The 26226-nt window shown below is 60.4% G+C and carries 20 protein-coding genes; 13 read left to right on the top strand and 7 right to left on the bottom strand.

The window, feature by feature from the left end:
• The coding region (locus AC5FXY_RS15585; RefSeq protein ID WP_493557625.1) for a UDP-N-acetylmuramoyl-tripeptide--D-alanyl-D-alanine ligase at positions 1–1301 on the bottom strand (1301 nt) is incomplete at its 3' end.
• Between the two features lie 112 nt (positions 1302–1413).
• On the opposite strand from AC5FXY_RS15585, the gene AC5FXY_RS15590 reads away from it, so the two are divergent.
• Entirely contained in the window at positions 1414–3684 is a 2271-nt protein-coding gene (locus AC5FXY_RS15590) for a T9SS type A sorting domain-containing protein (RefSeq protein WP_493557626.1), read from the top strand.
• Positions 3685–3744: 60 nt separating this feature from the next.
• On the opposite strand, the gene AC5FXY_RS15595 is transcribed toward AC5FXY_RS15590, so the two are convergent.
• The 3 genes from AC5FXY_RS15595 to AC5FXY_RS15605 all read right to left on the bottom strand — a co-directional run bounded on the left by AC5FXY_RS15595 (position 3745) and on the right by AC5FXY_RS15605 (position 9550).
• Positions 3745–4554 carry an amidohydrolase gene (locus tag AC5FXY_RS15595; protein WP_493557627.1) on the bottom strand — a complete coding sequence of 270 codons (810 nt, stop codon included), beginning with the start codon at positions 4552–4554 and terminating at the stop codon, positions 3745–3747.
• A 349-nt stretch (positions 4555–4903) separates the two neighbouring features.
• Positions 4904–6061 carry a methionine aminotransferase gene (locus tag AC5FXY_RS15600; protein ID WP_493557628.1) on the bottom strand — a complete coding sequence of 386 codons (1158 nt, stop codon included), beginning with the start codon at positions 6059–6061 and terminating at the stop codon, positions 4904–4906.
• Between the two features lie 39 nt (positions 6062–6100).
• Positions 6101–9550, bottom strand: coding sequence for a PAS domain-containing sensor histidine kinase (locus AC5FXY_RS15605; RefSeq protein WP_493557629.1), 3450 nt, complete (start codon positions 9548–9550; stop codon positions 6101–6103).
• 135 nt (positions 9551–9685) lie between these two features.
• Here AC5FXY_RS15605 and AC5FXY_RS15610 point away from each other — a divergent pair, with 135 nt between their 5' ends.
• Entirely contained in the window at positions 9686–10078 is a 393-nt protein-coding gene (locus tag AC5FXY_RS15610; protein ID WP_493557630.1) for a hypothetical protein, read from the top strand.
• Positions 10079–10162: 84 nt separating this feature from the next.
• Here AC5FXY_RS15610 and AC5FXY_RS15615 read toward each other — a convergent pair whose 3' ends face one another.
• Positions 10163–10651 (bottom strand): hypothetical protein, encoded by a 489-nt coding sequence (locus AC5FXY_RS15615; RefSeq protein ID WP_493557631.1) that lies wholly within the window; start codon positions 10649–10651, stop codon positions 10163–10165.
• Positions 10652–10837: 186 nt separating this feature from the next.
• Between AC5FXY_RS15615 and AC5FXY_RS15620 the strand changes: the two genes are divergently transcribed.
• The 7 genes from AC5FXY_RS15620 to AC5FXY_RS15650 all read left to right on the top strand — a co-directional run bounded on the left by AC5FXY_RS15620 (position 10838) and on the right by AC5FXY_RS15650 (position 20556).
• Positions 10838–13726, top strand: a complete 2889-nt coding sequence (locus AC5FXY_RS15620; RefSeq protein ID WP_493557632.1) for a hypothetical protein — start codon at positions 10838–10840, stop codon at positions 13724–13726.
• 156 nt (positions 13727–13882) lie between these two features.
• On the top strand, positions 13883–16402 hold the full coding sequence (locus tag AC5FXY_RS15625) for a TonB-dependent receptor plug domain-containing protein (protein ID WP_493557633.1): 2520 nt from the start codon (positions 13883–13885) through the stop codon (positions 16400–16402).
• A 152-nt stretch (positions 16403–16554) separates the two neighbouring features.
• Positions 16555–17127 (top strand): fasciclin domain-containing protein, encoded by a 573-nt coding sequence (locus AC5FXY_RS15630; protein ID WP_493557634.1) that lies wholly within the window; start codon positions 16555–16557, stop codon positions 17125–17127.
• Positions 17128–17369: 242 nt separating this feature from the next.
• A complete protein-coding gene (locus AC5FXY_RS15635) occupies positions 17370–17936 on the top strand; it encodes an RNA polymerase sigma factor (RefSeq protein ID WP_493557635.1) in 567 nt (188 codons plus the stop codon).
• Positions 17917–18849: a zf-HC2 domain-containing protein gene (locus AC5FXY_RS15640; protein WP_493557636.1), complete on the top strand. Its 933-nt coding sequence runs from the start codon at positions 17917–17919 to the stop codon at positions 18847–18849. Before AC5FXY_RS15635 ends, AC5FXY_RS15640 begins: the two co-directional genes overlap by 20 nt.
• Positions 18797–19717, top strand: a complete 921-nt coding sequence (locus tag AC5FXY_RS15645; protein WP_493557637.1) for a DUF4097 family beta strand repeat-containing protein — start codon at positions 18797–18799, stop codon at positions 19715–19717. Before AC5FXY_RS15640 ends, AC5FXY_RS15645 begins: the two co-directional genes overlap by 53 nt.
• Positions 19714–20556 carry a DUF4097 family beta strand repeat-containing protein gene (locus AC5FXY_RS15650; RefSeq protein WP_493557638.1) on the top strand — a complete coding sequence of 281 codons (843 nt, stop codon included), beginning with the start codon at positions 19714–19716 and terminating at the stop codon, positions 20554–20556. The genes AC5FXY_RS15645 and AC5FXY_RS15650 overlap by 4 nt, the downstream gene beginning before the upstream one ends.
• A gap of 209 nt (positions 20557–20765) precedes the next feature.
• Here AC5FXY_RS15650 and msrA read toward each other — a convergent pair whose 3' ends face one another.
• Positions 20766–21458, bottom strand: coding sequence for a peptide-methionine (S)-S-oxide reductase MsrA (gene msrA, locus AC5FXY_RS15655; protein ID WP_493557639.1), 693 nt, complete (start codon positions 21456–21458; stop codon positions 20766–20768).
• A gap of 511 nt (positions 21459–21969) precedes the next feature.
• On the opposite strand from msrA, the gene AC5FXY_RS15660 reads away from it, so the two are divergent.
• Positions 21970–22365: a hypothetical protein gene (locus tag AC5FXY_RS15660; protein WP_493557640.1), complete on the top strand. Its 396-nt coding sequence runs from the start codon at positions 21970–21972 to the stop codon at positions 22363–22365.
• A gap of 72 nt (positions 22366–22437) precedes the next feature.
• Here the strand turns inward: AC5FXY_RS15660 and AC5FXY_RS15665 are convergent, their stop codons facing one another.
• Positions 22438–23736 (bottom strand): MFS transporter, encoded by a 1299-nt coding sequence (locus tag AC5FXY_RS15665; protein WP_493557641.1) that lies wholly within the window; start codon positions 23734–23736, stop codon positions 22438–22440.
• 259 nt (positions 23737–23995) lie between these two features.
• On the opposite strand from AC5FXY_RS15665, the gene AC5FXY_RS15670 reads away from it, so the two are divergent.
• Genes AC5FXY_RS15670 through AC5FXY_RS15680 form a run of 3 tightly spaced genes read left to right on the top strand, consistent with a single transcriptional unit; the run spans position 23996 to position 26187 of the window.
• Positions 23996–24424, top strand: coding sequence for a hypothetical protein (locus AC5FXY_RS15670; RefSeq protein ID WP_493557642.1), 429 nt, complete (start codon positions 23996–23998; stop codon positions 24422–24424).
• Between the two features lie 51 nt (positions 24425–24475).
• Complete coding sequence (locus tag AC5FXY_RS15675; protein WP_493557643.1) at positions 24476–25786, top strand: PAS domain-containing protein; 1311 nt, start codon at positions 24476–24478, stop codon at positions 25784–25786.
• A 41-nt stretch (positions 25787–25827) separates the two neighbouring features.
• Positions 25828–26187, top strand: coding sequence for a hypothetical protein (locus AC5FXY_RS15680; RefSeq protein ID WP_493557644.1), 360 nt, complete (start codon positions 25828–25830; stop codon positions 26185–26187).
• The last annotated feature ends 39 nt before the right edge of the window (positions 26188–26226 follow it).

Below are 26226 nucleotides of genomic sequence, written 5' to 3' on the forward strand. Positions count from 1 at the left end.
TACAGCAGGCCCATTAGCGTTTCCAGGCCCATGCCGCGAGAGCCTTTTACCAAGATCTGCTGCTGGCTAAACGGGTGCTCCTGCAGCCATGCGGCAGCTTCGGCTTTGGTGGCAAAGTGCTGAAAGCCGGGTTGGTGAGCATACTGCATGTCCTGACCCACAAGTACCACCGTTCCAAAGCCCTGCTGCGCCAGCAACTCGCCGAGGGCCCGGTGTTCGGCTTCGCTTTCCGAGCCTAGCTCAAACATGTCGCCCAGCAAAGCCACTTTGCGGATAGCCTCACCAGGGCGGGCGGCCAGGCTGTGAATGGCAGCAGCCATGGACGACGGGTTGGCGTTGTAGGCGTCCAGAATTACTTCGTTACGCTCTGTGCGCACCAGTTGCGAGCGGTTGTTGGTAGGGTCGTAGGCGGCGAGGGCAGCGGCAATGTCTGAAGTCGGGACGCCGAAGTGTGCCCCCACGGCGGCGGCGGCGGCCAGGTTTACGAAGTTGTAAGCGCCGGTAATGGCCGCCTCCACGGGCGTGCCGTCAAATAGGCGCAAACGCACCTGCGGCGCAGCTTCTACCAACTCAGCGGGGTAGGTATCAGTAGGATTGGGGTAAGTAATGCGCTCTGCCACTGGCCCGGCCAGAGCCGGCAGACGTGCATCGGCGGTGTTCACGAAGGCCGTGCCGCCCGTGGCGGCCAGAAAGCGAAACAGCTCGCTTTTGCCTTTGGCCACGCCTTCAAGGCCACCGAAGCCTTCCAGGTGGGCCTTGCCAATGTTGGTAATTAAGCCGTGCGTGGGCTCGGCCAAACTGCTCAGCAGCTCGATTTCACCCTGGTGGTTGGCTCCCATCTCGATGATGGCCAAATCATGCTCGTCGGGTCGGATGGTGAGCAGCGTCAGCGGCACGCCGATGTGATTGTTGAGGTTGCCGCGGGTGTACTGCACCCGAAAGCGGCGGCTGAGCACAGCGTGCAGCAGCTCCTTGGTGGTGGTTTTTCCGTTGGAGCCGGTGATGCTCACCACCGGAATGCTTAGTTGGCGACGGTGGTGCCGGCCCAGCTGCTGCAGGGCCACCAGGGTATCGGGGGCGTAGCAGTAGCGGGTGGGGTCAGAAGCAGCTAGCTCGGCATCGTCCACTACGGCAAAGAGGGCGCCCTTTTGCAAGGCTTGGGAAGCGAAATCGGCCCCGCGGAACGACGGACCATTCAGGGCAAAAAACAAGGTGCCGTCCTGGGGTTGGCGCGTGTCGGTGCTCACGGCGCGGCATTGTTGGAAGCGGGCGTACAGATCAGCTGTGGTAGAAGGCGACATACCAGCGGTTTGGCGTAATTTGGAGGGCGAGAACGAAACATTCCCGGCGTAAATTTTGCTGTTTGTTTGCGCCCGATTCACTTTTCAGTTCAACACTTTCCTATCCCTGTCTATGCTAGGTCGTTTACCCGCGTTATTGGCCCTATTGCTGCCGCTCAGCTTGGCTGCCCAAAACACCCGGTTTGGCTTCGAATACCGCCCCCAGGCGGCCCGCATAGTGCATGGTACCGAGGAACTGGCTATGCCGTGGGCGGGAGGGATGAACAGTCCGCAGTTCTCCAACATCGATCTGAACGGCGACGGGCAGCAGGATTTGTTTGTGTTTGAGCGCATGACCAACCGCGTCATGACGTTTCTGAACGTAGCCGCCCCCAGCGGTGGCGGACGCCGCTGGCAGTACGCGCCGGAGTACGAAAGCCTGTTTCCGGCCGATATGAACAGCTGGGCCCTGCTGCGCGACTACGATTGCGACGGCCGTCCCGACCTTTGGACACAATCCGGCGCGGGTTATATCCGGGTGTTTCGCAACGTGGCCGGCCCGGGCGGGCGCCCCACGTTTCAGCTGGCCAACAACCGGCTGGAGTTTTTCAATTCGACACTCAACAGCGGCGAAATCCTGCTTGGTGGCTACGACATCCCAGCTATTCAGGACGTCGACGGCGACGGTAAGCTTGATATCCTCTCGTTCGACTTCGCCTTCGGCTCATACCTGCAGTACTACCGCAACACCAGCGCCACCTGCGGCGGTCTTTCGTTCCGGCAGGACTCGCCCAATTGGGGCGGCATCGAAGCTTGCCTGACCTCCTGCACTTCTTACGTCACGGCGGGTACGGCCTGCCGTCCTACCGGCACCGCCCACACCGGCGGCTTCGGCCTGCTACTACAAGATATTGACCGCGACGGTGACCAGGACCTACTCATAGGGCGCGACGGCTGCCCGGAGTGGCTGGGGCTACGCAATACCGGTACGGCGCAGGTAGCCGCCACCTCCAACACCAGCTTGCTGACCTCGCTGCCCAACGGCATCGGCACGGTATCATTGCCCAATTTCCCGGTGGGCTTTTATGCCGATGCCAACCAGGACGGGGTGATGGATATTTTGGTGGCGCCCGCCCTGCTCGACAACGCCGACCGCACCAGTTTGCGCAACAACGTCATCGTGTTTGAAAACACCGGCACCACGGCCGCCCCGACGTATACCCGGCGCGCCGGTGGCTTCCTGCAGAACCAGATGCTGGAAGTAAGCGAAGCCGCCGCCGCCGCTTTTGCCGACCTCGATGGGGACGGCCTGGTGGACATGCTGGTGGCCAATGCTGCCGACCAGTACGGCTCGCCCTTCAGCGACACTGACTACCGCGCTACCCTGGCCCACTACCGCAACACCGGCACTACCGCGCAGCCAGTGTTTACGCTTGTTACCAATGATTACTTGGGCCTGTCGGTGCGCAACTTTCGCAACCTGCGCCCGGTACTTAAAGACCTGAACGGCGACGGAGCCGTGGACCTGGCCTTCGGCGGGTATTACATCGGTGCCTCGTTTGTCTTCTATTATCTGAACACGGCCACCGCCGGCCAGCCCGCTGCTTTCAATACCGCGCAGCTCAACAACCTGAACAACATCAATAGCTTCAAGGGCGACACACCTTATTTTACCGATGTCGACGGCGACGGGCACCTCGACTTGCTGCTGAGCACCGATGTTTCGGGGCAGTCCAGCAGCCTTAGTTACTACCGCCGCAACCCGGCCCAGCCGTTGGCCGATGGCTTCACGCTCGTCACCAATGACTTCGGCGGCATCCGGACGGCTAGTAACGACCGGCCCTTCGGCCTCTCGCCCGCCGTGGCCGACGTCGACGGCGACGGCACGCTCGATCTGCTGGTGCTGGACCACACCGGTGTGCTGCGCTTCTACGCCAACTACCGCGCGCAGGGCAGCATCTTCATGGAGCGAACCGATTTGTTTTACACCAGCCTTTCCGGCCAGTCCGAAAGCTCGCGCTGGAGTTCCAATTCGCGCGCCCGCAACCACATCACTCTGGCTGATATTACCGGCGACGGAGCACCGGAACTGGTAGTCGGCCTCGAAAGCGGTGGCCTGCTGCTCTACGGCACCCGCAACCGCGTGACCAGCGCCCGTAGCAAAGCCGAAACGCTCCCGCTGCAACTCTACCCCAACCCCACGGAAAGCACCGTAACGGTGGAAACGCCCGCGCCCACGCGCCTCGTAATCCGGGACCTGCTAGGCCGCGCCGTGAAGCAAGTAGACACGCCCAGCCGCCGCCACCAGTTGTCGGTTCAGGCTCTGGCCGCCGGCGTATACTTAGTGGAAGCCACCGACAGCGAAGGCCGCCGTGGTGTGCAGCGCCTTACGGTGAAGAAGTAACCCGTGTAAGCCTAAACGAATCGGGGCGCCGCTGCATTTCGCAGCGGCGCCCCGATTCGTTTAGGCAATGTGGTTTTGCAGGGCTACCGGTTCGTGAATGGCGAAGCTATCGGCATCCAGCAGAGCCGGGAACCGGGTGCGGTAGGCCTCCAGATCGGCGCGGCGCAGGGTGCGCGTGATGCTTGTTTCCTGATTGCCGACTTCTACCAAATATTCACCCTTCATGTCCAGCAGAGCCGAGTCGCCGTCGTAGGGCTGGCCGTTGGCGTCCATGCCCACGCAGTTTACCCCCATGGTGTAGGCTAAATTTTCCATGGCCCGGGCGCGCAGCAGCGTCATCCAGGCAGTGCGGCGGGCAGCGGGCCAGTTGGCCACATACAGCAGCAGGTCGTAAGGGGCATTGCCTTCGTTGCGGCTCCACACAGGAAAGCGCAGATCGTAGCAAATCAGCGGACAGATGCGCCAGCCGCGCCAGTCCTCTACCAGGCGGTGCTGACCGGGCGTGTACACCTCATGCTCACCGGCCATGCGGAACAGGTGCCGCTTATCGTAAGTGCTATACGTGCCATCGGGGCGTACCCAGTGCAGGCGGTTGTAGTACCGGCCTTCATCCTGGGTGATGATGCTGCCCGTAACCACGGCGTCGCGGTCGGCCGCGATGTTGCGCATCCACGTCAGGGACGGGCCTTCCACCGGCTCGGCCAACTCGGCCGCAGCCATGCTGAAACCGGTCGGAAACATTTCCGGCAACACGATCAGATCAGTGGCCACAGAAATATCCCGGATATGGCTAAGCAGGGCGGCCCGGTTGACTTCGGGGGCGTGCCACTGAAGTGGCAATTGGATAAAAGAAACAGTTAAGTCGGACACAGAACTAGCGTTGCAGTAGGTGAGGAGGGCAGGTGGTAGAACCAAGTTCGTAAACACAACTCATAGTTCATAAAGTACCAACAATCTATTGTTGAGCTTGCTGAACTCTAGGTCCGAAATGCCGATACGATTTGTCTTCACCCTATCATCTGGTATACGCAACGCGAAAAGCCTTTCGAAAGGGCATAACCCGATAAAGCTTGTCTTGTCAAGCATAGCTGAGTCAGCTCGCATGCTGACTGCTGAGAGCAACCTCAATCAGTGAATTACCACCCGGCAAGAGGTCTAGGTTACTTGCTTAAAGCGCAACATGCTCGTCAGGACGGGCTAGCTTATCGTGCAATAAGATTTACAACTGGCGTAGGCGCTCGGCAGCGGCGCGCAAGGTGTCGTCTTGTTTGGCAAAGCAAAAACGGACGAGGCCGTGGTCGGTCTGATCATGGTAGAACGCTGACACGGGCACCACGGCCACGCCGGCTTCGGTAGTGAGGCGGCGGGCGAAAGTCTGGTCCCCTTCGCCCGGGGCGATGCGGTCGTAACGGGCCAGCTGAAAATAAGAACCTTCGGACGGCAGCAGCTCAAAGCGGGTGTCGCGCATCAGTTCTTGAAACAGGTCGCGCTTCTGCTGCATAAAGGCCGGGAGGTAGTCGTACGACGAGGCGTCACTAAGCACATCGGCAATGGCGAGCTGGGCCAGGGTGCTCACGGCAAAGGTCACGAACTGGTGTACGCGGCGCACTTCGGCGCTCAGGGCCGCTGGGGCTACGCAATAGCCCACTTTCCAGCCGGTAGCGTGGTAGGTTTTGCCAAATGACGATAGCACGAACGCCCGCTCCCGCAGGGCCGGGTACTGCAGCGCCGAGCGGTGCGGCTGCCCGTCGAACACCATGTGCTCGTACACCTCGTCGCTGAGCAGGAAGGCTTGCGTTGGAGCAAGAAGCTCGGCCAGCTGCTGCCAGTCGGTATCGGTAAACACGGCGCCGGTGGGGTTGTGGGGCGTATTTACCATTACCAGCCGGGTGCGCGGCGTGAGAGCAGCCTTAATTCGGTCCCAGTCGGGGCGAAACGTGGGTGCCGTGAGCGGCACATACACCGGGCGGCCACCCTGCAGCCGGATGGCCGGGCCGTAAAGGTCGTAGGCTGGCTCCAGCACCAGCACCTCGTCGCCGGGCTGCACCACGGCCGCCAGCACCGCGTACAGAGCCTCGGTAGCGCCGCTCGTGACGGTAATATCGGTAACCGGATCGGGGGCGGAGACGCCGTACACGGCGGCGGTTTTGGCGGCTATCAGCTCGCGCAACCGCAGCAGGCCTGGCATGGGCGCGTACTGGTGCTGAGTGCCCTCGGCGTGGCGCACGAGGGCTTCAGTGAGGGCCGCGGGCGGATTGAAATCGGGGAAACCTTGGGCAAGGTTAATGGCCTGGTGCTCGGTGGCGAGTTGCGTCATCACCGAAAAAATGCTGGTGCCCACGTCGGGCAGCTTAGAGGAAAGCGAAGGGGAAGGCATAGGTAGAAGTGGGAGCAGAAAAGAGGTCCTAAAGTACGTTTAGCGGGGCAAGGCCGCATGGGCTGGCAGGTGCAGGCGGAAAGTAGTGCCCTCATCGAGCTGGCTTTGAACTTCCAGGCGCCCGCCGTGCATCTGCACGATGCGTTGTACCAGGTACAGGCCCATACCCGAGCCCTCCACGTGGTCGTGGAAGCGCCGAAACATCTGGAACAGCTCCGACCCGTAACGCTCCAGGTCGATGCCCAGGCCGTTGTCCTGCACCGTCAGCACCACTTCATCGTGCTCCAGCACCGAGCATACCCGGATGCGCGGCGGCCGACCGGGCGCGGCGTACTTCACCGCGTTGCTGAGTAGGTTGTAGAGCACGCTTTGCAAGTTGGGGCGTACGAAATGCACCGCCGGCAGGGCCGAAAAGTCCACTTCGACGTGAGCCTCGGCGGCGCGCAACTGCTCCCCGATGCTGTACAGCACTTCCTGCGTGAGGACGGCCAGCTCTACCAGTTCGGCCGGCACGAGCTGATTTTGCTTCTGTACCTGCACCAGCGCGGCCAGATCATGGATGGTGACGTAGATCTGCTCCAGTGAATGCTCAAACATGCCCACTAAAGATTTGGCCTCCGGGTCCTGAAACCGGGCCATGTGCGTAAGCTCAGCGAAGATGCCGGCCATGTTGTCGATGGGCTGCTTGAGGTCGTGCGAGGCCGTGTACACGAAGTTGTCGAGGTCTTGGTTGATGCGCAGCAGCTCGTTGTTGCGGACCTGCAGCTCCTGCTGAAAGCGCTTGTAATCGTCGATGTCGGTGCTGGTGCCAAACCAGCGCAGGATCTGGCCGGCGGCATCGCGCATGGGGCGGGCCCGGTGCAAAAACCAGCGGTATTGGCCATCGGCGGCGCGGCGCATGCGGTGTTCCTGCTCGTGGTAGCGGCCCAGGCGCACGTTTTCGGCTAGCGTGTGCTGTGCCAAGGTGCGCTCCAGCGGGGGCACCAGGGTCAGCCAGCCGCCTGCGCGGGATTGTTCCAGCGTCAGGCCAGTATACTCTATCCAGCCTTCGTTCACAAACGAGACGGTGCCATCGGGCTCTAGGGCCCACACCAGCTGCGGAATGCTGTCGGCCAGAAAACGAAATTGCTCTTCCGAGCGCCTCAACTGCTCCTGCAGCTCGTACTGCTCGTGGATATCGGTAGTGGATCCGTACACTCGTACCAGGGTGCCCGCATCATTGGTTTCGGGTACGCCGCGCACCAGGTGCCAGCGGTACTGCCCGTCGCGGCGGCGCAGACGTAGCTGCAGTGCGTAAGGCAGGTGGTCGGTGAGGATGTGTTGCAGATGAGCTTGCGCATTGGCTATATCGTCGGGATGCACCGCTTGCGCCCAGCCGCTATCGGTGCCGATCAGGGTTGGATCGAGCGGGTCTTGGCCCGTAAAGCGGAACCACTGCGGGCTGAGGTAGTCCACCAAGCCTTGCCCATCAGAGGTCCAGATGATTTGCGGAATGCTGTGGGTGAGAAAGCGGAACCGCTCCTCGGAGCGGAGCAGGCGGTCTTGCAAGCTGCGCTGCTCGTGGATATCGGTGCTGGTGCCGTACCACTTCGTGATTTGTCCGGTGGCGTCGCGCATGGCAGTGGCACGCACCAAGTGCCAGCAGTAAGCGCCATCGGTGCCCAGCAGGCGGTGCTCGATCTGAAAATCCTGGCCCGTAGCCAGGCTGGTGGCCCACTGTTGCCGGGTAGCGGCGTGGTCGTCGGGGTGAATGGTGGTTAGCCAGTCGGGTGGAGTAGTGCCGTCGGGCTGCCCCACGTAGGCGCGGTAGCGGCGGTTCATGTAATCCAGTGCACCGGCGGGCGTGGCCGTCCAGATAAACAGCGGCACGGTATCGGCCACAAAGCGGAAGCTCTGCTCGCTGCGCAGGAGCTGCTCTTGCAGCTCTAACTGCTCGTGCACGTCCATCACCGAGCCGTACCACTGCGTGAGGTGGCCATCGTCATCGAGTACGGGCAGGGTACGGGCCACGTGCCAGCGGTACTGGCCATCGTGGCGGCGCAGGCGCAACTGTCCGGTCCAGAGGCTACGCCGGCGGTAAGCCTGCGCAAAAGAAGCCGTGCAGGCCGGCAAATCATCCGGATGCACGTAGTGCTGCCAATGCAGGTGTGCGGCCGCCTCTACAGGCTGGCCGCTATAAGCTGCCCACTGCGGGCTGATGTATTGCACGGCGCCATTGGCAGTCTGAATGTAGCTGATGAGCGGCAGCGCTTCCGCCATGGTGCGGATCTGGGTGTCGCGTTGGCGAATTTCGCGGGTTAGCTGCTCGCTTTTTTGCCGGGTAAGCACCCGCTGGGTGACATCGATGGCGAAAATCAGCACCCCCTGAATGATGCCCTGAGCATCGAGCAGGGGCTGATGCGTGAAGTCGAAATAATGCAGCTCGCGCTGGCCGGTGGCCGCATTGAGCACCTCATGGGCTGATTCCTGCTGCGTGATGGGCTGGCCGGAACGGTATACTTCGTCCAAGGATGCGATAATGCCGCTGGCGTGCAGTTCGGGTATGGTTTCGGCCAGGGCCCAGCCCACGCGCAAGCGGCCGCCCATCAGAGCCAGGTAGTTGGGCGTGGCAAAGGCGCAGATATGCTCTGGCCCGCGCACGGCGGCCAAGTACGCCGGCACCTGGCCCAAAATCAATTGTAGCTGCCGGTCCTTTTCCAGTAAGCGTTGCTGCACGCGTTTGGCGTCGTCGATGTCGGTGCAGGCGCCAAACCACTTGCTGATGCTGCCGTTGGTATCGCGCAGCGGCAAAGCCTGCACCAGAAACCAGCGGTAGCAGCCTTCGTGGGTGCGCAGGCGGCACTCCGTTTCGAAGGCAACGCCCGCCTCCAGCGCCTGCTGCCAGCGCTGCTCGGCGCCGCGCAGATCGGCTGGGTGCAGGGCCGTGGTCCAGGACATAAGCGCGTCGGGTGTAGCGCCGGTGTACTCGTGCCAGCGGCGGTTAAAGTAGTCGTGGCGGCCGGCGGCATCGGCAGTCCAAACCAACTGCGGAATAAACTCACTCAGGAAGCGGAACTGCTCCCGCTGCTGCGATTCGGTAGTGGGCTGCACGACCTGCGCCTGCGGCTCTACCACCTCGATGCGGCCAAGCAGATACCGAGGCACGGTGCCGGGCGCATCGGCCACCGGCCAGACCGTGAGCGAATAATGACAGGCGTGGCCGGTAACTGCAGAGGAGGCGGGCGGACCAAGCTGCTCGAACCCAAAGGTGCACTCTTGCCTTCGGCTAAGAACCTGCCAGAAGGCTGCGCGGCAGGGTTCGGGCTGCCCGATAGCCCCCAGCACCGCAGCCACCGGCTGACCTACCAGCTGTTCCGGAGTACGAGCCAGCAGCCGGCACAGAGCTGCATTGGCCGCTACTACGCTGAAGTCAGCAGGAGCCACTGCCAGATGCGGAGCTGGCAAAGCATTGAATAGCAGCTCAAAATCTGGTTGAGAAGGCGTAGTCATGGCTTGCGGAGTGATTCGCACTTTTCGAAGCCACTCCGTCAAATATACTGTTCTGGTCGCGGGTGGCGTACAAGTGTAACCCTAACCTCGACCATTCGTTATAGCGAGACGCCCGTAAGTAGCATTCCTATGGCCATGCGCCCGCTTTACCAGGACGAATTCATCAGCATCGCCTACGATTATGCCAACGACTGGCTGTACGTCGACTGGCAAGACCAACAGGATCTGCACAGCGTGCAGGCCGGGGCCATGAAGATGCTAGAACTGCTTAAGCAGGAGCGCTGCCGCAAGGTGCTCAACGACAATCGCCGCGTGCAAACCATCTGGGCTGATGCCGCCGAATGGGGCGGAAAGGTGTGGTTTCCGCTGATGGCCGATGGGGGCTGCGAGTACTTCGCCTGGATTTATTCGCCCAATATCTACAGCCGCCTCAGCACCGATCTGACCCTGCAGCACACGCAGGCGGGCGTCATCGTACTCACGTTCGACAACGTGGACACGGCCGCCAGCTGGTTGCGGCAGATGTAAACTTGGATTGGTATTGCTTGGTTAGCAGCAGCTTCCTTTACCTTTTCAGGTACTGGAAGATCGGTGCTGTCGCTAAGCAGGAAGTTAATGGGGTGCTATGTTGTATTCAGTAGTAGTAACATAGCGGCCTGAGATGAGTTGGGCCGTGGTACTGGTATGCTGCGTAAACACGAGCTCCGTTCGGTTTTCGTACACACGCACATCGAGCGAATGGCCTGCTGGCGGCTGATTTGAAGTAGACATGACTAGGCGAAGCTTGGCCGCCGGCCCACCTGAGAGCGTGGTAATGCTCGGCAGCTCTACCGTAGGGGTAGCCGACGCATTGCCGTAGCTGTTGCGCAAGGTGTAAGGCCTCAGGACATAATTGCCATTGCTATAAACCGGTTCTGAAGTATGCACCACAATAACAGCATCGTTAAGCTCAGCTAGCTGACCGTTAGTAGCTTGCTTGCTATAAGTCATGGATAAAGTGCGGTTTTGTTCGACTATCTGGGCACCCGGGTTGGGTTTGGCAACCTCCTTGCCGCAGCCAAACAGAAACAGAAGAAAGATAAAGGCAACAGATTTTGTCATTGCAATACAGGAGAGAATACAGGTAGAAAGCCGCAAATAGTATCGAGAAGCTTGAACAATTCTATTGAGCAAGTTAGCGCAATTGGACAACTACCGAGGAAAAAACCATTGCCGACTTAACTATACTGCCAGGGTGCCGTGTCTTATGGTTGGAAATACCACGTAGGCACAGCAGCTTTACTGCCTATGCTCCGCTTTTCTGCCCTTGCTGCCGTTGGACTGATGCTGTCGGCGGCGCTGCCTATCGCCGCCCAAACGCTTCCCATACTCACACAAAACCCACCCAGCCTGCGCTGGCAGCAGGTGCGCACGCCCAATTTTCGGGTGGTATATCCGGCGGGGTCTGACTCGGCGGCGCAGCACACGGCGCGGCGCTTGGAGCAGGTGCACAGCGTGGGCACGGCTACGCTGGGCGTAAAGGCGCGGCCCCTGACAGTGGTGCTGCAGAATCAGACCACCGTCAACAACGCCTTCGTAACGTTTTTGCCGCGGCACGCGCAGTTTTTTATCGTGCCGCCGCAAGATGCGAGCTTAGGCACGTTGGACTGGATTGATCAGCTGGTGGTGCACGAATTCCGGCACGTGGGACAGTTTGATAAAGCCCGGCAGGGCATCGGCAAGCTGCTGGTGCCGCTGTTCGGCGACGGGGCCCTGGGCATTGCCTCCGTGGGGCTGCCGCCGTGGTTTTTTGAGGGAGACGCCGTAGGCGCCGAAACGGCCCTGTCGCGCAGCGGGCGCGGGCGCATTCCCACGTTCGACGTGGGGCTGCGCGCCAACCTGCTCAGCGGCCGCCGCTACAACTACCAAAAGGCCGTGAACGGCTCCTTTCGCGACCATGTGCCCAACTGGTACGTGCTGGGCTATTTCATGACCTCGTCGCTTAAAAACCGCTATGGTGCTGAGGTGTGGGACCGGGTGCTCAATCGGTACTACCGCTTCCCGTTTTACCCGTTCTCGTTTTCGCGCAGCATCCGCAGCACCACTGGCCTGCGGGTGGAGGACCTCTACGTCCGCAGCATGGCCGAGACCGATTCTGCCTGGCGTGCTCAGCAACAGGCGCTGCAGCTGACGCCGGCGCGGGAGTTTCAGGCCGTGGCTTCGCAGAAAGTATTCACGCAGTACGAGCACCCGCAGTACCTCTCCGATAGCACCGTGCTGGCCCTGAAAACCGGCCTAGGCGACATTGCGCAGCTGGTGCGCCTGTCGCGCCACGGCCGCGAGGAGCGGGTGTTTGTGCCCGGCCTGCTGCACCTGCCCGACATGCTGTCGGTGGCCGCAGGCAAGGCGGTGTGGCCGGAATTCCGCAACCACCCACGCTGGGGGCAGGTGGTGTATTCCGAGTTGCGCGTGCTCGATCTGGCCACCGGTAAGCTTACGCACCTTGCCAAGCGCAGCCGCTATTCCGCGGCTACGCTTTCGCCGGACGGCACGCGCCTCGTGGCCACTGCCACCGACGAAAGCTACCGCCACGTGCTGCAGGTGCTCGACGCCCGTACCGGCGCCGTGCTCCAGACCTTGCCCAACCCACAAAACGACCTGTACATCCAGCCGCGCTTCACGCCCGACGGCCAGCAAGTGGTGACGGTGACGCTCAAGCCCGGCGGCAAGACCATTGAGCTGATCGACTTGGCTGCTGGCACCAGCCGCGCCTTACTGCCGGTGGCCAATGTGAACCTGACCAACCCGCAGCCCTGGCAGGACTACGTGCTGTACAACTCGCCGCAATCGGGCATCGACAACATCTTCGCCGTGCACCAGAGCACCGGCCAGGTATACCAGGTGACGAGCCGGCCCTTTGGCGCGTACCACGCCACCGTCGCGCCCGACGGGCGGCACCTGGCCTTCCACGATTACCAGGCGCAGGGCGCGCGCATCGCTGAAATGCCTCTCGATCCGGCTACGTGGACGCCCGTGGCCACTCCCGCCGCCGACCCCGAGCGTCTTTACACCGAGCGGCTAACCCAGCGCGAAGCAAACGCCGCCGATAGGCAGCCACTGCTGTCGAATGCAGTGGGTAGCCAGCGGTATCCGGTGCGGGCATACTCGCCGCTGCGCCACGCGTTCAATGTATTTAGCTGGGGCGCGGTGCAGAGCCCAGCCGGCAACGGCCTGAGTTTGGGCCTTCGCTCCCAGGACTACCTGAACACTACGCAGGCCATCATCGGCGGAACTTACAACCAGGCCGAGCGCACTGTCTCCGCGTTTGGCGGGCTGAGCTACCAAGGCAGGTTTCCGGTGTTCGATCTGAACATCGAGCACGGCGGGCGCAACGTGGCTTTGTACACCGACCGCCAGTTGCCGCTCGATTCGTTGGTGCGTGACCAGTGGCGCTACACCCGCCTGACCACCGGCCTGCGGCTGCCTTTGGTGCTCACGCGCTCCAAGTACCTGCAGGTCCTGACCCTGGGCGCGTACTACTTACACGAGCAGGTACAGGACTATGATCTGCCCGTGCGCCGACGCAACGAAGTCGGGCCGAACCGACCGCTCAATGCCATTCAAACCAGTCTGAGCTACGCCCGCCAGCTCAAACTCAGCACCCGCGACGTGGGCCCGCGCTGGGGCCAGTCGGCCCTGATTACCTGGCGCACCACGCCCTTTGGGCGCGGGCTGGATGCCTCGCAGCTTGCCGCGCAGGGCAGCCTGTTTTTCCCGGGCATCGGCAAGCACCACTCCGTGCGGCTGCGCGGCGGCTACCAATGGCAACAGCAACGGCAATACCAGTTCGCGCCGGCCGTGTTCTTTCCCCGCGGCTCCAGCTACGTGAGCTTCGATCGGCTGGCCATCGGCAGCCTGGAGTACCGCCTGCCGCTGGCCGACACACACTGGTCGTTTGGCCGCTGGCTGTACGTGCAGCGCTTCAAAGGCTCTGGCTTCGTGGATGTGGCCGAAGGGCGCAATATTTCCGGCGCTACCAGTGGCACCCGCACGTACCGAAACTTGGGTTTGAGCGCCACGGTGGTGTTCAACGTGTTGCGTCTGCGCACACCACTGGAAACGGGCCTGCGGGCCGTGTACAATACCCAGACCGGCCTGTGGACGATTCAGCCACTGGTGTTAGATATCGGCATTTAGCACCATTATTGCTGAGGTTTGCCAACGAAGAGGCTAACCTTGGCCTCCAGCTTCAATACATGCTAAGCGGTGGAGTCAGCCCAAGCTGCCCGCTAGCAACGTGAAGTAGCTCCTACTCTCTGCATCACATCTATTGAGTAATAACTACCCTTGTATATGCTTCAGTTGTCCCGCTTAGTCAAAAATGGTTTGCTGCTGTTGTCGCCTGTGCTGCTGGGCGCGGCTTACTTCAAGGCCGATGACCCGGCCGTTAGTCGCATCGTAGCCCGGTTGCGCGAGTACTACACCGCCAACAACCCCGAAAAGGTTTATCTCCATTTCGACAAAGCGTACTACGCATCTGGCGAAACGGTCTGGTTTCGGGCGTATGTGGTAGATGCAGGGCTGCACCGGCCCGATACGCTGAGCCGCGTGCTTTATGCTGATATAGTAGCCCCGAATGGACGCGTGTTTGCGCAACGCACCCTACGCCTGAATCAAGCCGGTGCTGCGGGCGACTTTGCCTTGGACGATTCGTTGGCTACGGGCGTGTATACCGTGCGGGCTTATACGTCTTGGATGCGCAACGCTGCGCCCGAATACCTTTTCTCCCGCCGAATCCCGATTTACCGCCTGACGGCCCCCACCACTGCCCAGCGCGCAGGCACGACCGGAAAAAGCCGGGCAGCTGCTCCCGCAGTAGCTCCGCGCACCGATGTTCAGTTTTTTCCCGAAGGGGGTAATCTGGTAGCGGAGCTGGACAACACCGTGGCCTTCAAGGCTACCGATGCCACTGGTGTGGGAGTGGCCGTGAGTGGGGTAGTGGTAAATGCTCGAAATGAAACAGTAGCGGCTTTTGAAAGCCGGCACCGCGGTATGGGCAGCTTTCCGTTACGCCCAGCCGCCGGCGAAACCTATCGGGCCCGCGTAAAACTAACCAACGGAGCCACGGCAGAGTATCCGCTGCCGGCGGTGCAAGCCACGGGCTACACCTTGGCAGTGCGGCCAGTGGGCGAAACGCTACTGGTAGTGGTCCAGCGCCGCGACGAGTCCGCCGCCCCGGCGGCGCCCGTGATGGTAGTGGCCCACGTGCGCGGGCAAGTGGTATATGTGGGCCAAGGGCAAGTAAGCAACGGCAGCGGTTTTTCGGCGCGCATTGCCCGCAACCGCTTTCCGGCAGGGGTGGTCCATTTCACGCTGTTTGATGCTAGTAGCGTCCCCCAAGCCGAACGCCTCGTGTTTATGCCCTCCCTCGGTAACCCGCGGGTGACGCTCACGCCCGATAAAGCCAGCTACGGACCGCGCGAGCAAGTGCAGGTGCAGGTAGACGTGCGCGATGCGGCCGGCCGACCCGTCGCCGCCGATTTGTCGGTAGCGGCCAGACAGGCGCCCGAATTGCCCGGTACGGCAATCTTCGGCGAGAATATCCTGACCAACCTACTGCTGACCTCTGACCTGCGGGGTTTTGTGGAAGACCCCACCTGGTACTTCCGTGAAGGTCAGCAGGAAACCCAGCAGGCGCTCGACTACCTGATGCTGACCCAGGGTTGGCGTCGCTTCGTGTGGCAGGAGCTATTGAGCCCTAAGTCCGAAGCAGCGAAGTTGCTGTACCCGGTGGAGCAGGGGCTAAGCGTGGGTGGGCAGGTATTGAGCACGAATGGCAGAAAGCCTGTGGATCAGGCTAAGGTGACGATGCTGAGCTCGAAGCCCGAGCGGTTGATATTACAAGCCACCACCAATGCCGATGGACGCTTCCTGTTTACTGGCTTTCAGTGGCAGGATACCGCTAAGGTGGTAGTGCAAGGAAAACAGGGTAAAAGCAGCAATGTACTGATCCGTATGCTGCCGCCGTGGCCCGATGTGGTGGCGCGCCCGCCCTTTGTGTTGCCCGAAACCACGGAGGGAACTGCGGCATTGGAGTCGTACGCCGTGCGCAGTCGCCGTCAGCAGCAAACCGAGCGGCAGTTCCGCCTCGATACCACCAAAAGCATTTTGTTGGGCAACGTGGATGTGAAGGCCCGCAAGCCCGTGACCCCGTCCGACGGGCACTTACGGCTACACTCCGCTAGCAGTGCCGATGTGGTCAGGGCTGCCGACATTCCGGGCGCCGACAACTACTTCAGTCCTTTGGAGCTGTTGCAGGGGCGAGTATCGGGCGTGTGGATTTCGGGCAATGGCATAAACGCGTCGGCCCAAATTCGCGGCGCCACTTCCATGATGGGGTCCAATGCCCCAATGTACCTCATCGATGGGATGCCTACCGACGTAACGGCCATCAACTCCATTCCTGTTAGCATGGTGGAAAGCATAGAGGTACTAAAAGGGACCAGGGCGGCCATCTACGGGAGCCAAGCCAGTGGAGGCGTTATTGCGGTATACACGAAACGGGGAAATCCCAATTATAACTATGCCAATGACCCGGTACCGGGCGTGGTTACGCTGAACAAGCCGGGCTACTACCGCGCCCGTGAGTTCTATGCTCCGCGCTACGACAAGCCTAGCCAAGCCCCGCGCCCCGATCCGCGCCGTACCACGCTGTACTGGAACCCCGTAGTGCGCACCGATGCGAGCGGACGTGCCCAACTTACGTTTTTCACTTCCGAAGAAACGGGTTCGTTTCAATTGCAGGCCGAAGGCCTGACCGCTTATGGTCAGCCGGGGTTGGGCACTGCTGAAGTCAAAGTAGCCGGGCGGTAAATGCGTGGCTGATTATGGACAGTGCCGGGGCACCGGCAAGGAAAATTGACAGGGCGAACTGAGGCTGATCAAAACAAATATTAGTCTACCTAAATCCGTTCGGGAGGAAGGCGCCGTAGGTTCTGGCACATTCATTCTCTCACATCCCTGTCATGAAAAAGAACCTGTTCTCCCTCGCTTTGGTAGCCGTACTCGGCGTAGCCGCTCACTCGGCTTCGGCCCAAGCCATGATGTCGCCCAACAGCGTAATGGTGGGTGGTAAAGCCATGCTGCCGAGCAAGAACATTGTGGAAAACGCGGTGAACTCCGCCGACCACACTACCCTGGTAGCCGCCGTGAAAGCTGCCGGCTTGGTAGAAACGCTACAGGGCAAAGGGCCCTTCACCGTATTTGCCCCGGTGAACGATGCCTTCGAAAACCTGCCTGCCGGTACTGTGGACAACCTGCTGAAGCCCGAAAACAAGGCTACCCTGACCAAAGTGCTGACCTACCACGTAGTAGCCGGTAACATGTCGGCTGACAAGCTGATGGCCGCCATCAAAGCTGGTAAAGGCAAGGCCACGCTTAAGACCGTAAGCGGCGGCACGCTGGTAGCCCAGATGAACGGCGCCCACAACGTGGTGCTCACCGACGAATCGGGTAACGTGGCCAACATCTCCACCTACGACGTGAACCAGAGCAACGGCGTAATTCACGTAATCGATAAAGTGCTGCTGCCGAAGTAAGCAACGGCTGCTTCCGTCGAAGCGATTTGCACAAAGCCCGCCGGCAACCTTGGTTGCCGGCGGGCTTTGTCGTTTCCGGGGCGCGGGGCCTAGCGCCACTGCCTGCTGCAAGGCTATCCAGCAAATGCTATTCATCAGTGCTTTTTCCGGCCAATGCAAAAAAAGTTGTGCTTCGGCTGTAACCTTGATCTGGAGCCGAAGTTTCCACACCCGAATACACCACCTACTCATCGCCCTTTCGCTTGAACTCGCTCACGGACAATGCGCTAATGCTCCAGGTAAAGGACGGGCAGGTCGATAAGATGGGGCTGTTATTCGAACGCTACCACCGGCCGTTGTTTGCTTTTTTCTACCATTCGAGCAGCAACTCCACGGTCAGCGAAGACCTGGTACAAACGGTATTCTACCGCATGCTTAAGTACCGGCACACCTTCACCGGTGAAGGCGAGTTCCGGACCTGGATGTACCACCTCGCGCGCAACGTGCTAGCCGATGCCGCGAAGAAAAACAAACCCTCGGCCCACCATCAGGACATAGCCGATTGGGCCGAGAAAATAGCCGACGGAGCCACGGCCGACGGTAACCTGCAGAAAAAGCAGGAAGTCGACCAACTGCACCGGGCTATGGCGCTGCTCAGCGCCGATCAGCGGGAAGTACTCGTGCTGAGCCGCTTCCAAGAATTGAAATACGAGCAGATAGCGCAACTGCTCGATACCACGGTAGGGGCCGTGAAGGTGCGCGCGCACCGTGCCCTCAACCAACTAAAGGACATCTATTTGAGATTGGAAAATGGAAGCAAAGTTCACTAACTGCGAGAGCGTGCAAGAGGGGCTGATGGACTGGCTGGCCAACGAATTATCCCCCGCCGAAGCGCACGTCATGGAAGCCCACCTAGCCCACTGCCCGGCTTGCCGGGAGCAGCAGGCCGCCGTGTGGCAGCTGTGGCAAACCATGGGGCAACTGCCTGTGCCCGAGCCCAGCGAGGAACTGCGTCCGCGCTTCTACGGCATGCTGGCCGAGTTTCAGGCCGAAGAGCAGCGCCGGCAGCGATGGTCGGTGCAAGGGCTGATGCAGCAGCTGCGCGACTGGTGGCAGCCCGAGTACGGCATGCGGCTGGCCTTTAGCGTGCTGCTGCTGGTGGTAGGCTTGGCGGGAGGGTATCTGCTGAAAAGCAATACTGGTACCAACGGCACCACTACATCCGCAGTAGCCGAGGTAGCCCCCTCTGCTGAGCAAAATAGCCAGCAACGCACTTTTCTCACCATGCTGGACAACCCCTCGGCCATACAGCGGCTGCGCGCCGTGAGCTACGCCGAAGAGCTGGCTCCCAGCAACGAACGGGTGGTGCAGGCCCTGCTGAGCACGCTCAACCACGACTCCAACGTGAACGTGCGCCTAGCCACCCTGGAAGTGCTGGCCGGACTGGCCGAAGACCCCATGGTGCGCCAAGGCCTGGTTCGCTCCTTGGCCCGGCAGGAGTCGCCGCTGGTGCAGTCAGCCATGGCCGATGTAATGGTGAAGCTGCAGGAGCCCCGCTCAGTGCGCCAGTTCCGGAAGCTGCTCAAGCAGGAAGACCTGAACGAGCAGGTGAAAACCAAAATCGAAGAAAGCATTCAGACGCTGTCGAACGAACGGCAACAAGCTGAACCCCAAACCGCCCCGAAATCCAATGAAACTCGCATCCATATTCAGTCTGGCCCTGACACTTCTGTGGCTGCCTAGCCACTGCCTACACGCGCAGGACCGCAAGGACCACACGGCCACCGATAAGTTCAACAAGGAGTTTGCGCTGACCGGCGACGTCAGCCGCGCCACCCTCGCCCTCTACAACATCATGGGCTCCGTGACGGTGCAAGGCTACAACGGCAAGAGCGTGGTGGTGGAAGTCACCCGCACCCTCAAAGCCTCTACCGCCGAGCTGCTGGAACGCGGCAAAAAAGAAGCCCAACCGGGCTTCGACCAACACGGCGACAGTGTGCTGGTGTACGTAGCCGGCCCGCAGGACTCGCGCCCGCAGCGCCGCTCCAACAACGGCAACAGCTACCAAGGCCGCTTCAGCGACAACTGGACCAACAACCAGGAACGCCCCGGCTACTCGTACAGCTTTGATTTTGTGGTGAAGGTGCCCGCCGCCATGGAAGTGCGCGCCTCCACCGTCAACGGTGGTAAGATGCTGGTGGAAGACGTGGCTGGCCCACTGCAAGCCCGGAACGTTAACGGCCCCGTTACCATCCGCAATGCCAAGCGCGCCACGGTGGCCCATACCGTAAATGGCAACGTGGAAGTGTCGTACTCTGACGCCCCCACCGCGCCGGCTACCTACCACACCGTCAACGGTAGCATCGTGGTAACGTACCCGAGCAATGTATCGGGCGACCTGTACTTCAAGAGCCTGAACGGCCACCTGTACACCGACTTTCCCCGGGCCGAAGTACTGCCGGCCCGCGTGACGCAAACCCAGCAGGCCGAAGGCCAGGGCACTAAGTACAAGCTCAAAAAAGACACGGCCGTGCGCCTCGGCAAAGGCGGAATAGACTTTCGCTTCGAAACCGTCAACGGCAACGTCACCATCAAGCAACTGACTCAATGAAAACCATATTGCGCAATACTTTGCTAGCCCTGTTGCTATTTGCCTGGGCCGGCCCGCTCGCGGCCCAAAACGTGACGAAAGAACAGTTGGTGGTAGCGCTCAGCTCACCCGGTAAGCCCGGTACCCTGCGCGTGAAGCTCACAAACGGCTCCATCCGCGTGGAAGGTTACAATGGAAAAGACGTGGTTATCGAGGTGGCAAACCGGGGGCGCAGCCGTGACAAAGACGACGACCGCGCCCGAGCCAACGCCGACGAATCAGGCATGCGCCGCATCTCTCAAACGCAAGGGTTGGAAATAGTTGCGGAGGAAAAAGACAACCAAGTACAAATCAAAACGCAGTCACACGTACGAACCATTGACCTGGTCGTGAAGGTGCCGCGTCAGTTTTCGCTGCGAATTGGGACCGTCAACGACGGCGACGTTGTGGTCAGCAACGTAGCGGGTGAGCTGGAAGCGTCGAACGTCAACGGCAGCATTCGCCTCGACGACGTAGCTGGCTCGGCGGTGCTGAACACCGTGAATGGCAGCATCACGGCCAAATTTCGGGACGTAACAGACAACGCGCCCATGGCTTTTTCCAGCGTCAACGGCAAGATCGACGTAACGCTTCCGCCCAAAACCAAAGCAGGTGTAAAGCTCAAATCCGACCGCGGCGAAATCTACAGCGACTTCGACCTAGCCGTAGACAGCAGCACCCCCAAAGCCACTCGCACGGCCAAAGACGGCACCTATCGCGTGACTGTGGAAAGCTGGACCTACGGCAAGATCAACGGGGGCGGGGCCGAGCTGATGATGAAGACGCTCAATGGCAACATTTACATCCGTCGGGCCAAATAGTGACCTTGGCCTTACTGGGTACTAGTTAGCCCATCATCCTGCCTGGTAGTGGAGTGGTGCACGGAACTGTGGTGAGTGAATGTGCAATGGGCGAGACTGGTACCCAGTAAAGGCTGGGAATGCTGAGCAGCACAAAACGTGCGCTTTGCCAAGATCAACAAAAAGCCCCGCCGTGCAATACGGCGGGGCTTTTTGTTGGCTGGAGTAGCTTACAGCTGTTCTCCTGGCTTGAGCAGCGCCGGAAACTCCTTCGCAAACTTCTGGAAGCGCGGCGTCGAGACGTTGCGCACGTAAGGGTTGTTTGGATTGTTTTTGAAGAAATCCTGGTGGTAGCGCTCAGCCGGGTAAAATACCTTAAAGGGTACTACCTGCGTCACGATGGGGTTGGGGTAGCGCTTCGAGTCGTTCACCCGCTTGATTTCGGCTTCGATCTGTGCTTTTTCCTCGGGCGTGCGGTAGAAGGCAACGGAGCGGTACTCGTCGCCGGAATCGGGACCCTGGCGATTGAGCGTGGTGGGGTCGTGCTGCACGAAGAACACCTTCAGCAGCGTCGGGAAGTTGATAACCTTGGGGTCGTAATACACCTGCACGGCCTCGGCGTGGCCGGTGCCGCCGCGGCCCACCTGCTCATAAGTGGGACTAACCACCGTGCCGCCCGAATGGCCTGATATAACGGTGCGTACGCCCTTAAGGCTTTCGAACACGTGCTCGGTGCACCAGTAGCAACCACTGGCAAAAGTGGCCACGGCCTCGCCCGGCAGCGGCTTGGGCAGCTCAGCAAAGCGGCGGTCCTGGTCTTGTTGTGTGCCAGTCAGCAGCGAGGAATTCAGCGTGCCGGAGTTGGCATCGCAGCTGACAGCGCCCAAGGCGGCCAGCAGCAGAAATAGCAGGCGTTTCATCATGGCTAGAACATACGTAAGGCGTAATTGATTCGGATGCTGATCGGTACTTATCCCAGTCCGAATTAGCTAAGGGTAGCTATCCTTACTTATCACTTGTACGTGGAGGAAGCCGAGCGCACCGCGGCCGACCCGCCGGGGCCGGCCTATCCCGTCAGCTCCCATATCTGGTGCACTACGGGGCCCCATCTTTCCTGTCAACTACACTTGCTGGTACCGCACGCCCACTACTTTCCGTACCGAGTCTTACCAGGAAGGCATGCTGGTGCTGGACTTCGTCGATGCCAAAACCACAACCTCGTGTGGCGGGGCTCCATCATTGATGCGGTAAGCAACCCGAACCAGGCCGGTGAGCGGTTTTCTGAAGCAGCGCGCGATATTCTGGACAATTTTCCGGTAAAGAAGAAGAATTAACGACTGCTCTTTGGGCGCCGTTTGCAACCTTTGGGTGCTTGCCGCGTAGCGCAGGCGTGACAGTCGTCATATCGGCTGTTTTTCCTCTTTTTGCTCTTTTATGGCCCTGCAAACCCTGCATCAGAACGCACATCTGAGCATTGCATACGATTATCTGAACGACTGGCTGTACGCCGACTGGACCGGGGACCAAGACTTGGAGTCCGTGCGTGAAGGCTGCCTAAAGATGTTGGAGCTGCTTAAGCAGGAGCGCTGCCGCAAGGTGCTCAACGATAACCGGCGCGTGACCAGCATGTGGTCGGATGCTTCCGAGTGGGGCGGAAAAGTGTGGTTTCCGGCCATGGCCGAGGCCGGACTGGAATACTTCGCTTGGGTGTACTCGCCCAACGTCTACAGCCGCCTCAGCACCGATCTGATGATGAGCCATGCCGACCGCCCCCTGGTGCTGGCCTTCGACGATGCGGATACTGCCAGTGCCTGGCTGCGGCAGATGTAAGGACCAGAATTGAGGAGAGGGAAGCCGGAATGTAACCTCGGGTAAACGCCCTTGGCTTCCAGTCCTCGCTTCTTACTCCTCAATTCTGGACGTGTGCTTGGTATCGGCCATGCGCCAATACACCAGCAGCGACAGTGCCGCACAGACTGCCACGTACCAATAGTAAGCGGCTTCTATACCCTGGCTTTTGGCTAGCAGCGCCCCGTACTCGGCCGAGCCGCCGAAGATGGCTACCGTCAGGGCGTAGGGGAGGCCCACGCCCAAGGCGCGGATGTGCGTCGGGAACAACTCAGCTTTCACCACGGCGTTGATGGAAGTATAGCCGCTCATGATTATCATGGCCACCACCAGCAAGCCAAAGGCGGCCCAGGTGCTAGTGGCTTGGCTCAGCAGCGTGAGCAGCGGCACGGTGCCCAGGGTAGCGCCCACCCCAAAAAATAGCAGCACCGGGCGGCGGCCCACGCGGTCGGAGAGGGCGCCCATGAGGGGCTGTAGCAACAGCGCCACGGCCAAGGCACCAAAGGAAACCTGCGTGGCCTGTGCCTTGCTGAAGCCAGCAGTGTTCACCAAAAACTTCTGGGCGTAAGTGGTAAAGGTGTAAAAGGCAATGGTGCCGCCGAGCGTGAGGCCTACCACCGTAAGTATCTCACGCGGGTGACGCAATAGCACCCGCAGCTTGCTTTCGGTGGGCGCATCGTGCTGCTGCTTCACGAAAGCATCGGTTTCCTCCATCTGCCGGCGCAGATACAGCGCCACCACGGCCGCCAGTGCCCCAATGATGAACGGCACGCGCCAGCCCCAGCTGTGCAGCTGATCAGGAGTGAGCAGCTGCTGCAAGGTGAGCTGCACAAGCAGGGCAAGGAGCTGACCGGCCAGCAACGTCACGTACTGAAAGCTGGAATAAAAGCCGCGGTGCTTGTGGTGCGCCATCTCGCTCAGGTACGTAGCCGAAGTGCCGTATTCGCCGCCCACGCTCAGGCCCTGCAGCAGCCGCGCCAGCACCAGCAGAATCGGGGCTGCTACGCCTATGCTTTGGTAACCGGGCGTAAGGGCAATTAGCAGCGAGCCGGCGCACATCAGCAGCACCGAAAACAGCAGCGCCGCCTTGCGTCCGTGGCGGTCGGCGTAGATGCCCATCAGCCACCCACCCAAGGGACGCATGAGAAAACCGACGGCAAAAATAGCGGCCGAATTCAGCAGCTGCGCCGTGAGGTTGCCTTCGGGAAAGAAGGCCGGCGCGAAGTACAGGGCAAAGGCCGAGTACACGTACCAGTCGTACCACTCCACGAGGTTGCCAATGGAACCGCTCACGATGGAGCGTATGCGCGAAGCCGTGGAACGACCGGTGGCAGGAGAGGCAGAAGGGTGCATGCGGGAGGTGAGCAGAAGTGGCAGCGCGGTAAGATTACGTGCATTTTGCCGATCCTGCCAACGAAGACCCAGCCCGTATTGGTAGATAACGGGCCCCGCTAGCGTGCCAGCAGCAACCTTATTCAGCAGCAGTGGTTATAGCAGGCGGTTCGCAAAGCAAACGGACACCGGCTACTGCTCAAGCATTGCGGGTCGGCAACGAATTAGGCCCTGCTGCGGTGCAGTGTTTAGCTTTGCGGAAAGATTTGCGCCTACGTCTATGTACACCACTGCTTTGCGACTTTACTTTGAAAATCCTGTAGGCTGGGCTTGGGAGCACCCTGAGGGTTTTGCCTTGCTGCAGTACAAGCCCGGGCCGCGACGAATGGTGGAGATGCAGGCTTTTCTCACCCATGCTTCCCAACTGCTGCGTTTGCGCGGCTGGCACAAGCTGCTGAGCGACCAGCGCAAGATGACGCCCTTCACCGATGAGGAAATTCACTGGATGATAGAGTATTGGCAGCAGCGGGCGCGGCAGCAGGATGTACCCTTGGTAGGAGCTACCATTTTGCCAGATGATGTGTTTGCTCGCTTATCGGTAAAGCGGCTTTTACACGAGGCAAAAGAAGTGGCCCTGACGTACCAGCTTTTCGCCAGCGAAGCCGAGGCACTGACTTGGCTTCGCCGCACCGTTCCGGTAGCTTTCTAAGCGAAGCCACCGCCCTTTCCGCTTCTGCTCCTTATTCCGCTCGCTTCCTCCATGTCCGTCGGTTCCATTCCCGCTGTCGATTACCAATCCTTGTTTCGGCTGCTGCCGCACAACTACTTGCTGCTAGCTTCAGACGGTACCATCGTCGACAACACCAATAGCCACGTGGAGGTGTCGATGCTGCCACGTGCGCAGGCCGTGGCCCGCAATATCTTCGAGGCGTACCCTTCGGCCCCGGAAAGTCAGCGGGAGCTAAACGAGTCTCACGAGTACGTGCGCCAGCACCGCCAGCCGCATACCATGCCCGTGATGCGCTACGACCTGTTGCGTCCGGCTGAAGAAGGCGGCGGCTATGAGGAGCGCTACTGGCAAATCACGCACTACCCGGTGCTCAATGCTGAAGGCGAATTGCAGTTTATTCTGCAACACCCGCAGGATATCACTGCCCAACACCTAGCCGAGCAGCAGCGCCTGGCCGCTGTCCAAGCCTTGAACGAAATGGAGGAGCGGGCTCGGTTCGTACTGGAGTCTCTTCCGTTGATGGTCTGGACGGCTCGCCCCGATGGCACCGCTGACTATTTGAACCGTCGGTGGCAGGATTACACCGGTCATTCGGCCGGGTTGGATCTGGATTGGAACTGGCTTGAGGTGGTACACCCCGACGACCGCGAAGCCGTGGCTGCCAACTGGCGCCAAGCAGTGGCCAATCACACCGTGCACGAGCAAGAGTACCGCCTGCGCCGCCACGATGGACAGTACCGCTGGCACTTAGTCCGGACAGTGCCCAAAATGGCTGCCGATGGCACTGTAAGTCAGTGGGTAGGGTGCGGGGCCGATGTACAGGACCAACGCCAACTGGTAGCAGACCTGACCGAGGCCAATGAACAGCAGCAGGCATTGATGGACCAAGCCTACGAGGCGGCGTCGGCGGCGCAGGCCCAACGCGAAACGTTTCACAACCTGTTTACGCACGCTCCGGCCATGGTTTCCATTGTACGCGGCGAGCAGTACGTATTCGAGTTTGTGAATCCCCGGTACCAGCAGCTCCGGCCGGGCGCGCAGATGCTGGGCCGGCGCGTAATAGAGGTATTCCCAGAGGCCGGCGAACAAGGCTTTATGGCGTTGCTCGACAACGTATACCGCACCGGCGAGCCATTTGAGGGCCGTGAGCTACCCCTACAATACGACCGATTCGGGACCGGGCAGCCCGAGCAAACGTATTTTGACTTCACTTATCAAGCCTTCCGCGAGAATGGGCAAATCGTTGGCATTACCTGCTTTGCCATTGATGTGACGGAGCGGGTACGCATGCGTCAGCAACTTTCGAACCTGCTCGACGGAAATACTGAGGACGGTGCGTAGCAACAGTCCGTCATTTTCCTTATCACTTTACCCTGTTCCTCATGGACATCACTAGCCTGGATTTCCAGCAAGCCCGCATCAAGCAGGTGGTGTTCAAGTCGCGCCTGCGCTCGGTGCTGTACGGCGTACGGGAGCCCGATGAAGCCTTGTTCTCACTGGCCGAAAACCCGCTGGGGCAGTGGCTACGCAGCGTGCTGGCACCTCGCTACGGCGCTAATTCGCTGGAAGTGCGCGACGCCGAACGGGTGCTGCAGCAAATGCTGACCTACGGCCGCGAACTAACAAAAATGTACCAGCGAGGCAACATCGAACAGGCCCGCGCCGGCTTGGAGAAAATCAACGAGTATGCCGCTCAGATTGATGCCATGCTGCTGCAGCTGGAGCGCCGCATCGCGGCCTGATTGGGGCTAATGATAAAGGCGCAGAAAGAAAAAGCTACT

The organism is Hymenobacter sp. FMD4 (assembly GCF_058932745.1).